The organism is Candidatus Nitrosocosmicus sp. R (genome assembly GCF_054408505.1).
Map to the genome: position 1 here is coordinate 2,152,495 of NZ_CP167090.1, position 15,512 is coordinate 2,168,006.

Here is a 15,512-nt window from a genome sequence, read left to right on the forward strand (position 1 = left end):
GTTTAATTATAAAGATAATTTTCTTAATAGTCTTTGATATATTTTATGCTGTCATTCTCATCTTCATCTGTCTTTTTCAGCTTGATCACAATAGTTCCACCAGCTTTATTGAAAATTCTTTGCCTTCTCTTACTTGAGAAAATAAGTCCCAATATGATATCAACTGGTAATAGGAATGATTTTCCGAAGACCTCAATAGCTATATTTATGATATTTGGTCTTTCGCCGTACAAATTTGTAGTCTTAATGTAAACAACTCTTTTTCCAATAGTTTGTCCAGTTAAAAATTCCAGGGCTACCCAATAAAGAAAAAAAATGGAGCTAGCAACAATGTACTCATATGGTTGTTTAATACCCACTCCATCATCTCCGTCGATAGAAATTCCCCAAAATGGAAAAGAATAGTCAGCTGAAAAGATGAAAAACAGGATTCCTATTATTATCGATATTATAACAAAGTCAATGAGCCAAGCTACGAACCTATCCTCCCATTTTGCCAAAACGATTTCCCTCGAATATTTCTTTTCAGACTTGTTTGAGATGGAATCCCCGCTCTTGTTATTACTCATATACATATGAAGAACTAAAAGTAAATTATAAAAAGATATATTTAAATTAATTTCGTGAGCGTTTCAGACTTTTTCACATCACCAAGCAAGAATGAATTGAATTTAACCTTCCTTGTATCCGACTGATTATATGATTGTATAACAATATCTCCTTACGAGTTCAAATAAGACTGACTAGTAGGTAATCATGATCGAACCGAAGTGTTCAAAAAAACAAAGATAAAATTCTAAAAAGATTCAATTTGTCGACATCGACTAACTAACAAGATTTCAATCGCCATGAAACTTTATTTATTGAGCTAAACCAATAAATTAAAAATAATTAAGTAATGCAACGATTTTGACCTACAAGTTATGTGATTCAGGCATATCAGAAATAAAGACTCTACCATGTATATTTGCATCACTTTTTAATGCCTCGACAATTAAGCTTGCTTTTGAATCAGGTACTATTGTTTCAATTCGTGTACGACGAGCAAATTCAGGTGTATATTTTTCTCCAGTTTTATAACCTTGTACAATCCTCTCGGTAGCCTCTCTTTCAAGATGGCCCTGTCCCATAACATCAAAGTATGTAATAGCTTCTACTTCGTTGTCAAATAGGACTTTTTTAACCGCATTAAAACTATTTTCCTTAACATAAATTATCAACCATTTCATGAGTATGTTTTGAGTCTGATTTATATAAATATAAATAATGTTAAGTTAAAGGCATCTTTTTCATATTTAAAGAGACTAGAGTTAAAATAGTTAATATAGTATAAGTCATTTACACTCACAATTTGAGATTCTAAATGTTAGTTATTACTATGATTATTGTAATGTAATTATTATAGATCTCTGATCCTGCTAGTAGGATTTATTATGATATTTTGAGCTAACAATCGAAACAAGCCGAATAAAATGATGCAAAAAATTGGAATCTATAGATTCCAATTTTGGACTATTTTGAAAATAGATTGGAGAACTCATTAATTAAATTCCCAACGTCTCCTTCTAATAGATTCAGTAGTTTACTTGAATTAGTATCGTTCTTAAAAAGGCTTTTAGCTTGGTTAAAAGCACTCTTTAATTCATCAGGAGCTTGGTTTACAAGTCCTAGGGAAGTATTTTTAGCTTGGTTTACAAGTCCTAGGGAAGTATTTTTAGCTTGGTTAAAAGCACTCTTTAATTCATCAGGAGCTTGGTTTACAAGTCCGAGGGAAGTATTTTTAGCTTGGTTTAAAGCACTTTTTAATTCACTAGGAGCTTGGTTTACAAGTCCGAGGGAAGTATTTTTAGCTTGGTTTAAAGCACTCTTTAATTCACTAGGAGCTTGGTTTACAAGTCCGAGGGAAGTATTTTTAGCTTGGTTTAAAGCACTTTTTAATTCACTAGGAGCTTGGTTTACAAGTCCGAGGGAAGTATTTTTAGCTTGGTTTAAAGCACTCTTTAATTCATCAGGAGCTTGGTTTACAAGTCCGAGGGAAGTATTTTTAGCTTGGTTTAAAGCACTTTTTAATTCACTAGGAGCTTGGTTTACAAGTCCGAGGGAAGTATTTTTAGCTTGGTTTAAAGCACTTTTTAATTCACTAGGAGCTTGGTTTACAAGTCCGAGGGAAGTATTTTTAGCTTGGTTTAAAGCACTTTTTAATTCACTAGGAGCTTGGTTTACAAGTCCTAGGGAAGTATTTTTAGCTTGGTTTAAAGCACTTTTTAATTCACTAGGAGCTTGGTTTACAAGTCCTAGGGAAGTATTTTTAGCTTGGTTAAAAGCCTCGTTGTTTATATAATTGGTTCCCATATTTTGGGCATAGACTACTGGCGCCAAAGCCAATAAGGGCACTAAAATTCCCACCAAGAATAAATTATTCATCGATATTTTGACAATAAATCTCTGATTCAAATGTAATTATTATTGAATATACAAATCATTAAAGTTATTGATACAATCAAAATTCTTAACCTATTCTGAAATGATCTTAACCTAGGAAAATTAAATGTTGATATATTAAGACCACCTATATAAGTATGTGGAACTAGGGAATAACAATGTTATTATTGATTCCGAAGAAGAATTCTTTAGAAAATCCTATGCTGTGGAGCTTCAAAAGAAAAAGCAACAAATAAATGATTACCAAAGAGGATTTAATGAATTAGAAGAAGAAAGGCGACAAGTGAACCAACAAGCGATCAGAACCCCAGGTAGACGAGGTGAAGTTATAAAGAAAGAAGAAATTGAAAAAGAGTTCACAAGAAGATACAAAGAACGAAGTATTAATTGAGAATAAATCGTCATTTCTTTCTTTTATTAGTTTCTACAACATGAAAAGTGGAAAAATACTTTAAGATTAAGAATTGCAAAATTAGCAATTTCGTTAAAATCACAGCTTTTAAAATATATATAATAGTAACTTGGGCAACCAATAGATTCTTGAAGTGAACCTTTAAAGTAGTTATGCAGCGATCTAGAGTAAAGGTACAAACTGTATACTTAGAAATCGCGATTGGCACATGCCAGAGCCATTTTAATTACGCAAATATAAAATAATATAGGATATATATGATAACATGATTTCACAAGAGGTCAGTAGACAATTATACAGTCATCTAAAAGACATTCGAAGTAAGGAATTAAGAGATCTTATTGAGAAGCCGGTGTTAGTAAAGGAAGATGTCCCTGTATCTAAAATTATTGGGATTATGACTAAAGAAAAATCCCACGAGGTATTTGTTCAATTATCAGATAAATCACTATTCTGCCTGAATACTAGAGATATTCTAGTTGCTAGGGACATTAACACCATGAAATCTTCTACATTAGGGAAGAGAATTCCAAGTCTCACACAAACTGACTCTGTTGGTAATGCTGCAAGGATAATGAGCCTTCATAGATTACGAGCGTTACCTATTATTGATGAAAGCAGTCATGAAATAATGGGACAGGTATCGTCAAAAAGAATACTGCAATACATCCTTGAAACCTTTGATAAGAAGAAAATAAATTTTGACAAACGAATTATCGCTTCTGACTTAATGACTCCTGAGCTTATCACAATTGAGCCAAAGGATAAAGTAGCGACCGCAAGGAACATAATGACAAAAGACATGATAGATCATCTACCAATCGTAGAACAGATGCATGAGGGAACAAATTTGGTGAAGGGTATTGTTACCTCAAGTGACATTATGCACACGCTGATTCCATCAGAAAGAATTGCAAGGGATGCAATTGTGTCAGAACATGATAAACACAGGTTAGAACTTGAAGTAATTGGTATTGCAGACAGAAACATAGTAACGATTAGTCCAAATGAAGCTATTAATTCTGTAATAAATTTATTGTTAAATTCCAATTCATCCTATGCATTAGTAAAATCGTTAGATACAGTGTTAGGCATAATTACTTTCAGAGATATTATTTCACTATTAGGCGAACAGGTTGAGAACGAAATTCCCTCCTACATAATAGGCTTACCCGAGGATCCATTTGAGTCAGAGTTAGTAAAATCAAAATTTATTAATATAATAAAATTAATGCATAAAATATCTCCCGGGATTATAGAATCTAGATGTAAGATTAAGATTAAGGATATAACAGGGGAACGAAAAAGATATGAGATATCTGCAAACATTATATACCCTCATAGAAGATACACATATACTTCTACAAATGAATATGATCTTGCAAAGATTTTTGATGAAATGAGCGACAGCTTTAAGAACCAGATTTCTCGACAAAAATCCGGAGAAAAACATAAAGAATCAGTAAGATACTCGCCAAGGGAGTAAGGATCGTATTATTTATCATAGGATAAATTTATCTGAAGAGAACATCTATAGAGGATAAAAATGTTGTACTCTAAATAATACTCCTTCCCCTTCCCCCAATAAAATTTAGCAAATTTAAATACTTTGATGATAGAAGATAGGATTACTTTCCTATTCAGATATATGAAACGAATTGTATTTGCTAAACCAATCTTGATGAAACGATGCAAAATAATACCCGCGAACTATCACGACGTATGAATCGTTCTGAACTAGAGATCAAAAAAATAGTCAAATGTACTCACTAGCAACCAAAAGTAATAGCCGCAAAAAAGCAAAATATGTAGAGAATGATTATGGAAGAGTAACTACTCTTCAAATCGCATCTAAAAATACCGTGATATTGTAGATATCAGTTGCTGTTTTGGCACGGCTCCCATAAGGCCATCTATTGCTTCTCCATTCTTAAAAATGATCAAAGTGGGAATACTTTGAATCCCGTAAATGTTTGCTATTGTAGGATTTTCATCAATATTTAGTTTACCAAACACTGCTTTTCCTCTTAATTCGATGGCCAATTGGTCGATTACAGGCGATACCAATTTACAAGGGCCACACCAAGGAGCCCAGAAATCGACTACTAAAAGCGAATATTTTTTGGTAACTTCATCAAAATTATAGTCAGTTAACGTAATTGGGCTAGTGATATTATTTTCATGATTATTGTTTGTTGTAAGATTATTGTCGATTTGTTCTTTGTACATTTTCATTTTTTTCTCCATTATTTTCGCAAGATCCTCGTCCCAATTTTTCATATTTTAGTTTATTTTGCGAGAGTCATAATAATAAAGGTTCATTAATTACTGGAATTTGTATTTGTTCTTCTTCTTCTTCTTCTTGTGTTGACTTAGTTATTTTCATTACAGATATCCTTTTGAATCAACTAATTGTAGTAAAAAAAATGCAACAGATAATTCATCATAACATTAACAAATTCATCAAAGATATTGGTCTGATCTCTTATCTTTTGAAATCCAAAACAGTATGTGAAGCTATATTGTACTAAAGGAGGTTAATTGTTGATTCTATTGGAAAGTGATCGCTATATCCTGTAAGAATTGTTCTTCCTGGAGATAATTCTTCAAGGTCTCCGTTTGGCTTAATTCGTTGATATTCAAATCTCATAGGACTTTGTCCATATGAAGGATGTATTTTGTTTCGATTCCAGGTATCGAAAAATTCGTAAGAAAGATTGCGATCTAATTGAATTTTTTTATTTATATGAATTTTATTTAGATCTATTTTCAGATCTTGTTCACCATTCAGCAATCCACGAGAGACAATAAATTGATCAAATAAATCGTATCCACCATCATAGAAAATAGTCCCATCTGGTATGAGTGACCACATGCAATTAAAAAGATATCCTTGATAAAAGAGATAATTGTGTTTATCAGTTTGTTTATTGTAGGGCCATCTTTTTTGTAGTGGGTGTTCGAATATTTCATCCCATTTCATTAACTTCCGTTTATCAGGTGTAGCATGTAAATAGCTCAAAATACTTCTATCGTACGGATTGTCATTAAAATCACCCATAATTAAAATATTCTTATTCCATTTTTGATTCAGAATGGAGAGCGATTTTTCATCATACTTTAGGTCCCCAGGAAGGTTCTGCAATTCATTCGGGCTTATTTTCAAAATGTCTTCAACAGCACGTGCACAATTTTCAGCAACTGCAATCCTAAGAGGTTCAGTTTCGAATCGCCCTCCAGCCCGGGATGGCCAGTGATTAACAATTATATTTAAATCGGCATTATTTGATAAAACCGTTAAATTTACCACCAAAATATCTCTTGTTGGATATCTTAGCTGTGTGCTATAGCCTCTAACTGTATTAAGTCTAAATAATTTTTTTGAATATAACAAGCATGTATCAATTCCACGAATGTCTGGGCTATTAAGATATTGTGCAATTGAATATTCTTTTTCCGCTCGAAGTTTATCTATCAAATTAAGGGCCAATTTTTCACTCTCAATTTCACACAGCCCGATTATGTCTGGTCCCTGGTTATCATGCAGAGAATTTATTACATGAGCCAGATTTTCAATTTTTTTGTTCTTTACTACATTATTCCAACCCCTGTCGGGAGTAAATTCAATAGTAGATCCTATTGATGTGGGAAGAGTATCAAATAAGTTGTTAACATTCCAAAAACTCACGTAAAATTCATTCATATTAGGCAGATCAAATTATAGGAGTTAATAGTTTTTTCATTTTTATGAATTAATCAACCTTAAATATAGTAATCGGTTTTTTAGAAAAGAAAAAATTGAATCGTATTGACTCCTTTAAAAACAATCGATTTTAAACACATTACTATTTTTCCAATCAAAGTAGTTTTAATTACTAACTTAATCATTCTAAAATATAATGTTAGTAACAAGAAAGATACCGGTGCTTGAAGATAAATAAAGTAATCGCTTTTTGAAAGACATTTCAGAATATATTATGACAATAAATACTTTAGACCTGTCTTTCTAATTTGAGAGGTTTCTAAATAGCCTAAAAAGTAAAAACCATGGACTAAGATAGAGGATCGTAATATGGTAGATTTTCAAATACATCATAAGTTTTTATTCCTAGACAGGCTCTGCATGGACGATTACTCGTGAAGCATTCGTATTCTCCAAAAGAAGATTTTGAACCTGAGTAGAAATATCATGGGCTTTTTCCACCGAAAGACTATCATCGGGGCTAGAGGGAGTGGGAGAGGAAGGTATCAAATCAAAAGATCTATTGTCAGATTTAATTGGCAAAGGATTTATTTTAATGGTCAAAGTAATGTGAAGTTCATTTTTTACATAAACAAGAGAAATTTCATCACAATCAGAAACCCCTTCTATGGAGAGCGCCATTTTCTTTATTCGTTCCAAGAAAGTCTGATCAGCCAACTCCTCACGTCCCACAGATGATTCTATATCCAAATCTGTTTCAATATGGGTGGTAATCCGTTTTATATTTTGAACTTCTTCTTTTATTTTCTTTTCAAAATCATCAACAACCCCGTGAGCTATTTTGAAACTTAATTTATCATCCATCTGAACATCCAGATATAGATGCAAAAGCTGTAAAGAATTTTCACTAATTTCGTTGTTCTTTGATCCATTACTTGGTTCATTAACTACAATATTTGAAAGATAAATTGAATGAACATTTTTTATCGAGGGAAAATCCTCGGAAATAAGTCTTATTTTATCTTTTATAGTTTCTGTCAGGTAATCTTCTACCGCATCTACATGTACAACAACGTCAGAATTTGGTATGATTTCATTCTTAATTTTGTACTCTACATTAGTAGCTATTCTATGTGCCTTATCGTGGGTGAATATTCTTGGAACTTCAATGTGTAAATCTACAAAAGTATCTTTTCCCACTTTCCTTACCCTGATGCTATGAGCCTTTTTTATTCCTTCAAAACCTGTTATAGATTCATGTATTTGTCCCTGAATACCTTTCGGGGCCTTATCCAATAGAACATCTAGTGTTCGCCTGCCAAGTCCTAATGAAGTATATACGATAAGACCAGCAACCGTGATTGCAGCATATGCATCAGCATTAGGAATACCAAGAAAATATACAATTGCCAGACCAACAAGTACAACAAAAGAAGTAAGCATATCAACTCGGAAGTGTAATGCATCTGCTTCTATAGCCTGACTACCATATTTATCAGCAACCTTGTATAGAGCCCTAGATCGACCATAATCTACTACTATCGATGCAATCAAAACACCAAATGAATAAACAGTAATTTCAGGAACTACTTGTTTGAAGAAGATCCGTTCCAACCCTTCGTAAAAAATCCAGCCAGCTACGATGAACAGAAGCAAAACAGCCCCTAAACTTGTAAGGCTTTCAAATTTCGCATATCCATAATTATGTTCAGGATCAGGTGGTTTCCTCGATATTCTAATTGCATATAATGTCATCAAAGCAGCCAGAACATCCAAACCAGAATGCATTCCCTCAGATAGCAGTCCAAGACTATTAGTATAAATTGCAATTATGAACTTTGAAATGGTAAGTGAAGCCGAAGCAATAATAGAAGTTATAGCAATCCGAATTTTTTCGTTATATGCTAATTGATTGAGTAACTCTGGATCTATGGTTTCAGATGATTTTTTTTCAGGTACATTATTAATCTTAAACCTTTTGAATTTATCAAAGAATGAATCCTCACTATCTTCCTCCTTTCTATCTACCACAAATACAAATGAATAAAATATTGAGGTATATAATGGATATGAAAAATTTGTCTTACTTGCAGGTTACAAATGCGTTTTCGTGGACTTTAGACTTGAAGAAAATGTACATATGATGATTGATGAAAATATTGATAAGAAGAGGACCGCGATATATGGTTCAATTCTCAACATGATTGTTATTTCATCAATAATGTTGCTAAGACACAACTTTAGAAGTAGGTTGAAATGGGCAGTCTTTTTTTAAGAATCCAACCATGGCTAATACTAGAGGTTATCAGCTACCTTGTTAACCAATGTTAGTGGAAGTTGTCCTCGCATTACTCTTTCAATATTGATGAATATGATATCCGATATAGAATCAATTGCCTCATGGGTCCATCCTGCAATGTGTGGTGTTAAGAGGAAATTATCTAGCTGTAATAATTCATCCTTTGAGTCTACTGGCTCCTTCCAAAATACATCAAATGCGGCTCCTGCAATTTTCCCTTCCTTTAAAGATTTTAACAATGCATCTTTGTTGACCACTTGGGCTCTGGCCACATTAATTAAATAAGCAAATTGTTTCATCAAATTCAATTCGTTACTTCCTATCATGTTTTCAGTTTCTCTATTTAATGGAACATGAATAGAAGTTATGTCTGCTCGTTGAATGACTTCAGAGAGTTTATCTACACCATACAAATTATCTACAAAATATTTCTTATCCCCACCTTCAGTCTTTGTGAAAGGATGTTTCGTTACAGCAATAACCTTCATTCCGAATGCTTTGGCCCGTTTAGCTACTTCTATTCCTGTAACCCCCAATCCTATTATTAATAATGTCTTTCCTAGTAATTCTGATCCCATTCTATCTTGTTGTCTTCTAACGAACGAACCTGTATTTGCTTGAGGGTTGAATAGGCTTATTTTTATGTTCTTAACCAAATAAAGCATTAACAAGAAGGTATGTTCTGCAACAGATATTGCATTAGCCATAGGAACATTTGCTACGTAAATACCCTTACTAGAACAATAGTCGATATCGATACTGTCCACTCCGATACCAGATTGCTGAACTAATTTAAGATTTGGACATGAATCAATGAAGGACTTGTCTATTTTATCAAAACTGTTAATCAGTATATCAGCATTTTGAACTTGCGATATGAGTGATTCATCATAATTAATAAATTCTATACTTATGTGGGACTTTTCTGCCTTTCTTGCTATTTGCTGTTTAAACTCCAGGTTTTGGATCATTGCTTTAATTTTCAAGGTACATCATTATCTATTTTCCATGTTTTTATTTATCTTTAATATGTTTGGGATAAATGTAAATTCGGTCAAAAATACATGAATAGAAAAGAAAAAGACGGAATAGTTATCTACAGGTTATAAGAACTTTGAAGTGATTAGTATTGCCAGTAGATAATTCCGTGTATTTGACTGTCTTAAGTGTACCACAAGTTAGAGAACCCAAATCAAATGAGGTACCACTTAACTGCAAACCTGGAAAATGACACAAGGTATTCTTTGTATCCAAATTCCCATTAAATGTATATGAGATACCATTTGCTTTCCCGCTAACAATATGACCACTTTTTTCTCCAGTGGATCCTTTAATAGAAATAGTTCCAGACCATTTACCATTCTTCTTGTCAGCATTAACTTTGAAATAGCCAGGGGAAATAATAACTCCCTTTTGCCCGGTTGCACAATTATAAATGGATTGCTGAGTATTTTTTGCCTGTACGTGAGTTATTGATCCTTTGTTACTAGATGAAGACTTCATCATAGAAGATGAAGTGTCAGACACCGTATTCGTATCAGCATCAACTTCAGCGTTATCACTAAAGTCAGTTATCGATTCAGTAGCTAGTACAGATCCAGAAAACATCAAACTCGGTGCCACAAATACTCCTGCAATAAGAGTTAAAACTATAAACAAACCTTTTGATATTGGTTTTGACATTCATAATATTCAATTTATTATTATACTTAAGTCATGCGCTAATTCTCCCCAATGCATGAAAACAATTATAGATCACATTAATAATTTAAAACTTTAATGAACAATGAATCTCAAATTTTTTCGTAAAGTCCTTGTTTCTAATATATGTTATCCGGTGTGCTTTACTACTCTGGGTTTTGTATAATTGCCTATATCATATCCCATTTCTCTAAAATACTTTAGGGTTAACTTATAAACTATTTCATCATGATCTGCAATTTCTAAAATGTGCTTCCATGAAATTTCTTCATTATCATGAATTTCGCCGGACAGTTTTGTGACAAGACCACGAGCTTCCACTTTACAATCCTCAAACGTCTTTCCGTTCTTATAAGCTCTATTTCTTGGATCGCAATTAGCATTATTCAAATGATAATATCTTAATCAATTTGCAAATATATAACATTATTTCAGCTTTCAAGAGAAGAGGATTTCTTTGAAAAATATTATGTGGCGAAGAGACAAATTAACGAAAGATCAGTTTAGTGTGAATTAATACACTAATCTTTTAGAAAAACAACATTTTAAGTTGGAATTTATGAAATTAATGGAGGAGTAGATAAATTTAAAGAATACGTACTGATATTCTTATTTATTGTTAATGCTTTCTATTTCTTATAATTGTATATCAATGTTGAAGGAATTAACGTAAAGTATGACGAATTTGGAAAAGGCAATGAGAAAATTGTTCTATTCCTGCACGGTTTAGGATCTTCATCCTTAACATGGCGGGATATTCCCGAAGCACTATCAAAGTATTTTCATACCATAGCGTTGGATCTAGTCGGGTTTGGAGGGACCGATAAACCTCACGAAAATTATACTTTAAATTATTTCTGTAAATTTCTAGATAAATTTTTGAGTGAAATAGGAATAGAATGTACCGAGAAGATAAGTATTATAGCACACTCATTGGGGGGATACATAGCTTTAGAATACTCAATCAGAAACAAAACTAAAATCAATAAATTGATATTATTTAATTCATCTGGTCTTTTGGGCAAGCCCACGCCTTTACTTTATGACTATTTGAATGCTGTACAGACCATGGATCCTGTTTTGAGGTACAATAAACTTAAAAATGTGTTTGAAAAGTTGGTAGCAGATAGAATCAGACTTCTTCCGATCGTTGTAGACATTTTTGTTTCAATAATCAATATGCCTGGTGCAAAGCATGCATTTGAGTCCGCATTTGAAAATAGTACCTCAACAACCTTGGATTTGAACACGATTAATGTGATTAAAGAGATTCCTTGTCTTATTGTTTGGGGAGAAAAAGACAAACTTATTCCAGTAACATTTGCAGAAAAATTTAAGGAAATATTTGACAACGCAACAATACAGATAATTAAGGATGCTGGACATTCACCGTTTATCGAAAAGCCAGCGATCGTATATCAAATATTATTAGATTTTCTTGTTACTGAACAATAGTATTATACATTCCAAATTTAGAGAATTATTCAAGATAATGAAGAATAAAATTGAGCGAGAATATATACTGTAAATTTATTATGCTAAAATGTAATAGAAGATAAAACTGTTATTAGAATTTGACTAAAACATATGTTAAATACCTCAAATACAAAGATATAGTACAATATGAACAGTTCTACCAGATTATTGCTACTATCTTTTGTGATTGTAGTTCTGTTTACTACCATAAGTATTAATCATTCATCGTTTGTGAGGGGTGATGATGATGATGATGATGATGATGATAACGATTTCTCTGACAAGGATGTAATTCAAATCTGTTGTGCATGGGGTTACGAATTAGCCGATGGTCTCTTAACGTATTCGATAGAAACTGATGATGATGATGATGTTCTGAAGGATGCAGTAAGAAATGCAGTTGACTCTTGGAACGAGGGTTTGACTGGAATTACGTTGATTGAATCAGATGACAATGAAGATATCAAGATTTCTTTCAAAAATGATGGGAAAAGAATAGCTGGGAAAACTGTAAACTATTTTGACCAGTTTGGATTCATCAGACAATCTCATATAACAGTATCAGAAGAATCTTACGATCGTGATTTTAGTTCATCACAAATTGAGCAAATCACATTGCATGAGCTGGGTCACGTACTTGGTCTTGATCACGCCAACTTTAGAGGAAATCTTATGACTGAAAGAGTAGATATTGGAAGTCCGACTATCTCATCGTGTGAAATAGAAGCAGTACATATCGCCAACGCCTGGAAGGTCAACGGCGGAGACACGATGTATACACCAACAGAAAACTATTTGGAATGTTAGAAACAATAAAAAAACTATTAGCTTAAAATAGTCATTACAATTTTTTGGTCCAAATCAACTATTCAATTCAGTTGGAAACGAAAAAAGCGGAGGTAGTTTCCTTTAAAAGTTATATCAGAAGGTTCTCAAAGATAAATGCAGTTATTGCAAATATGAATAAATTATCCTATAAAAACTTTAAACAAATTTGCAAATATATCAAAAAGGAACAACTTTATTCTCTAGAATCAATGTATTTAATAATATCTTAAACTCAAGGTATTTGTGAATATTCTTCAAAAAAAATACAAGTGTGAAAAGGATGGAGAAAAATTTGATAATTATGAGAAATTCATTGAGCATGGTAGAAAAGTGCATCATAAAGTAGTTTTAAAATGTAATAAATGTGGTAAACAGTTTATTAGTTCAAAGGACAGGCTGCATCACGTTCAAGCACATTGTAAAGACAAAAAAGATTAATACTTAGTAGATTTAACAGATTTTATTCTTTAATCCAATATTTTTTATTGTCAAAGATCACATTCTGACATGAGGATTATTCGATAATAGATTTTAAAGGTTTAACCTCATAACTAAATAAAAATTAGGTATTTTTATATACATCAGGTTCAAAATTATCTAAAAACCAAAAAAAGGGTTAATGACTAGTTATCATCTTCATCGTCGTTTTGATGTCTGTCAGTCTCGTCGTTTTGATGTCTGTCAGTCTCGTCGTTTTGATGTCTGTCAGTCTCGTCGTTTTGATGTCTGTCAGTCTCGTCGTTTTGATGTCTGTCAGTCTCGTCGTTTTGATGTCTGTCAGTCTCGTCGTTTTGATGTCTGTCAGTCTCGTCGTTTTGATGTCTGTCAGTCTCGTCGTTTTGATGTCTGTCAGTCTCGTCGTTTTGATGTCTGTCAGTCTTATGGGTCTGTTTCTTGTCATCCTCATGGGTTAGATCATCTTTTTCACTGTAGCCACCTTGTTGAGCTGCGGCGTTACTTCCACTGTTTTGTTGGGTTTGAGTATTTAAATTGTTGCCAGAATCTTCTATATTACTTCCTGCGACTACTAAGCTACTTTGACCGGAGGATTGGGATTGTCCTATGCCTTGATCTATAGAGTCGCCACTGCCACCTTTGCCACTGCCACCTTGTTGAGCTGCGGCGTTACTTCCACTGTTTTGTTGGGTTTGGGTACTTGTGTTGTTACAACTTCCGACATAAGCATCGGCACCAGAAACACACAATGAATCCTGATTAGAGGATTGGGATTGTTGTATTTTTCCTTGATTAATATAGTAGCCGCCACCTTTGCCACTGCCACCTTGTTGAGCTGCGGCGTTACTTCCACTGTTTTGTTGGGTTTGAGTACTTGTGTTGTTACAAGAGTTACCTATACTACCTCCTGCGACACACATTGTATTTTGGTTAGAGGATTGGGATTGTCCTATGCCTTGATCTATAGAGTTACCGCCACCTTTGCCACTGCCACCTTGTTGAGCTGCGGCGTTACTTCCACTGTTTTGTTGGGTTTGAGTACTTGTGTTGTTACAAGAGTTACCTATACTACCTCCTGCGACACACATTGCATTTTGGTTAGAGGATTGGGATTGTCCTATGCCTTGATCTATAGAGTTACCGCCACCTTTGCCACTGCCACCTTGTTGAGCTGCGGCGTTACTTCCACTGTTTTGTTGGGTTTGAGTACTTGTGTTGTTACAAGAGTTACCTATACTACCTCCTGCGACACACATTGCATTTTGGTTAGAGGATTGGGATTGTCCTATGCCTTGATCTATAGAGTTACCGCCACCTTTGCCACTGCCACCACTACCACTGCCACCTTGTTGAGCTGCGGCGTTACTTCCACTGTTTTGTTGGGTTTGAGTATTTAAATTGTTGCCAGAATCTTCTATATTACTTCCTGCGACTACTAAGCTACTTTGACCGGAGGATTGGGATTGTCCTATGCCTTGATCTATAGAGTTACCGCCACCTTTGCCACTGCCACCTTTGCCACTGCCACCACTACCGCTTCCACCTTGTTGAGCTGCGGCGTTACTTCCACTGTTTTGTTGGGTCTGGAAGTTTGCATTGAGACATGATATAAAAGTGTCAATTCCAGCCAAACAAATTCCAAGCTGACTGACACTCTGAATTTGTCTTATAGATTGGGTAATTTCATTTTGCGCATATACATTACTTGGAGCAGCAATTAAAGCCGGAGCCAAAATTAACATAATGAATATTGGTAATATAATCAAATGGTATTTCATTATAGTGGTTTTTTATTTTTATTTTTGTTATTTAAACTTTATTCAAATTAACCACAATAATGTTCAATAACAATCATTAGTAAAATTTTTCTAAAATTATCTTACCTAACATGAATACTAATTTGCTATTGATTTCTGCTGATTTGGTAATAGTTATTGTTAGTATGCAAAAATTAGGTAGTTAAAAGGCCTATATCACCGCGGCAAGATTGCATTATTACTGGAAATAACCATTTCAATTATCAAAAGATTAACTCACCAGGCAGTACAAATTAGTGTATTTAAAATATTCCAGCCGGTATGTAAGATTATCTAAATATTCAAAATTTTGAATATAGTGTAAAGTCATAAAATTTATACCTAATTCATAGTAAGCACATTGAATTTAGTTACAAGTTACTTAAGACAACTCTATCA

General features: G+C 33.5%; 15 protein-coding genes. 5 read left to right on the top strand and 10 right to left on the bottom strand.

All coding sequences use genetic code 11. The features are described from left to right. Positions 1-23: 23 nt before the first annotated feature. From AAGU22_RS11045 to AAGU22_RS11055, 3 genes are all read right to left on the bottom strand, one after another. Positions 24-569: an RDD family protein gene (locus AAGU22_RS11045; RefSeq protein WP_458719161.1), complete on the bottom strand. Its 546-nt coding sequence runs from the start codon at positions 567-569 to the stop codon at positions 24-26. Positions 570-914: 345 nt separating this feature from the next. Next, the gene (locus AAGU22_RS11050) at positions 915-1,229 is read right to left on the bottom strand and encodes a P-II family nitrogen regulator (RefSeq protein ID WP_458719162.1); all 315 of its coding nucleotides are present in this window, start codon (positions 1,227-1,229) and stop codon (positions 915-917) included. A gap of 283 nt (positions 1,230-1,512) precedes the next feature. Continuing rightward, complete coding sequence (locus tag AAGU22_RS11055) at positions 1,513-2,394, bottom strand: hypothetical protein (protein ID WP_458719163.1); 882 nt, start codon at positions 2,392-2,394, stop codon at positions 1,513-1,515. Positions 2,395-2,581: 187 nt separating this feature from the next. Between AAGU22_RS11055 and AAGU22_RS11060 the strand changes: the two genes are divergently transcribed. Both AAGU22_RS11060 and AAGU22_RS11065 read left to right on the top strand, forming a co-directional pair. Further along, positions 2,582-2,833 (top strand): hypothetical protein, encoded by a 252-nt coding sequence (locus AAGU22_RS11060; RefSeq protein ID WP_458719164.1) that lies wholly within the window; start codon positions 2,582-2,584, stop codon positions 2,831-2,833. 286 nt (positions 2,834-3,119) lie between these two features. Next, complete coding sequence (locus AAGU22_RS11065) at positions 3,120-4,340, top strand: CBS domain-containing protein (RefSeq protein ID WP_458719165.1); 1,221 nt, start codon at positions 3,120-3,122, stop codon at positions 4,338-4,340. A 365-nt stretch (positions 4,341-4,705) separates the two neighbouring features. On the opposite strand, the gene trxA is transcribed toward AAGU22_RS11065, so the two are convergent. The 6 genes from trxA to AAGU22_RS11095 all read right to left on the bottom strand — a co-directional run bounded on the left by trxA (position 4,706) and on the right by AAGU22_RS11095 (position 10,947). After that, entirely contained in the window at positions 4,706-5,134 is a 429-nt protein-coding gene (trxA, locus tag AAGU22_RS11070) for a thioredoxin (protein ID WP_458719166.1), read from the bottom strand. 247 nt (positions 5,135-5,381) lie between these two features. After that, a complete protein-coding gene (locus AAGU22_RS11075; RefSeq protein ID WP_458719167.1) occupies positions 5,382-6,557 on the bottom strand; it encodes an endonuclease/exonuclease/phosphatase family protein in 1,176 nt (391 codons plus the stop codon). A gap of 405 nt (positions 6,558-6,962) precedes the next feature. Next, a complete protein-coding gene (locus AAGU22_RS11080) occupies positions 6,963-8,588 on the bottom strand; it encodes a cation diffusion facilitator family transporter (protein ID WP_458719168.1) in 1,626 nt (541 codons plus the stop codon). A gap of 264 nt (positions 8,589-8,852) precedes the next feature. After that, a complete protein-coding gene (locus tag AAGU22_RS11085) occupies positions 8,853-9,842 on the bottom strand; it encodes an NAD(P)-dependent oxidoreductase (RefSeq protein ID WP_458719169.1) in 990 nt (329 codons plus the stop codon). A gap of 106 nt (positions 9,843-9,948) precedes the next feature. Beyond that, positions 9,949-10,539 carry a hypothetical protein gene (locus tag AAGU22_RS11090; RefSeq protein ID WP_458719170.1) on the bottom strand — a complete coding sequence of 197 codons (591 nt, stop codon included), beginning with the start codon at positions 10,537-10,539 and terminating at the stop codon, positions 9,949-9,951. Positions 10,540-10,686: 147 nt separating this feature from the next. Next, positions 10,687-10,947 (bottom strand): hypothetical protein, encoded by a 261-nt coding sequence (locus AAGU22_RS11095; RefSeq protein WP_458719171.1) that lies wholly within the window; start codon positions 10,945-10,947, stop codon positions 10,687-10,689. A 252-nt stretch (positions 10,948-11,199) separates the two neighbouring features. On the opposite strand from AAGU22_RS11095, the gene AAGU22_RS11100 reads away from it, so the two are divergent. From AAGU22_RS11100 to AAGU22_RS11110, 3 genes are all read left to right on the top strand, one after another. Continuing rightward, positions 11,200-12,012 carry an alpha/beta fold hydrolase gene (locus AAGU22_RS11100; RefSeq protein ID WP_458719172.1) on the top strand — a complete coding sequence of 271 codons (813 nt, stop codon included), beginning with the start codon at positions 11,200-11,202 and terminating at the stop codon, positions 12,010-12,012. A gap of 168 nt (positions 12,013-12,180) precedes the next feature. Next, positions 12,181-12,840: a matrixin family metalloprotease gene (locus tag AAGU22_RS11105; RefSeq protein ID WP_458719173.1), complete on the top strand. Its 660-nt coding sequence runs from the start codon at positions 12,181-12,183 to the stop codon at positions 12,838-12,840. A gap of 264 nt (positions 12,841-13,104) precedes the next feature. Continuing rightward, positions 13,105-13,299 (top strand): hypothetical protein, encoded by a 195-nt coding sequence (locus tag AAGU22_RS11110; protein ID WP_458719174.1) that lies wholly within the window; start codon positions 13,105-13,107, stop codon positions 13,297-13,299. 185 nt (positions 13,300-13,484) lie between these two features. Here the strand turns inward: AAGU22_RS11110 and AAGU22_RS11115 are convergent, their stop codons facing one another. Beyond that, positions 13,485-15,095 carry a hypothetical protein gene (locus tag AAGU22_RS11115; RefSeq protein WP_458719175.1) on the bottom strand — a complete coding sequence of 537 codons (1,611 nt, stop codon included), beginning with the start codon at positions 15,093-15,095 and terminating at the stop codon, positions 13,485-13,487. Positions 15,096-15,512: the final 417 nt, after the last annotated feature.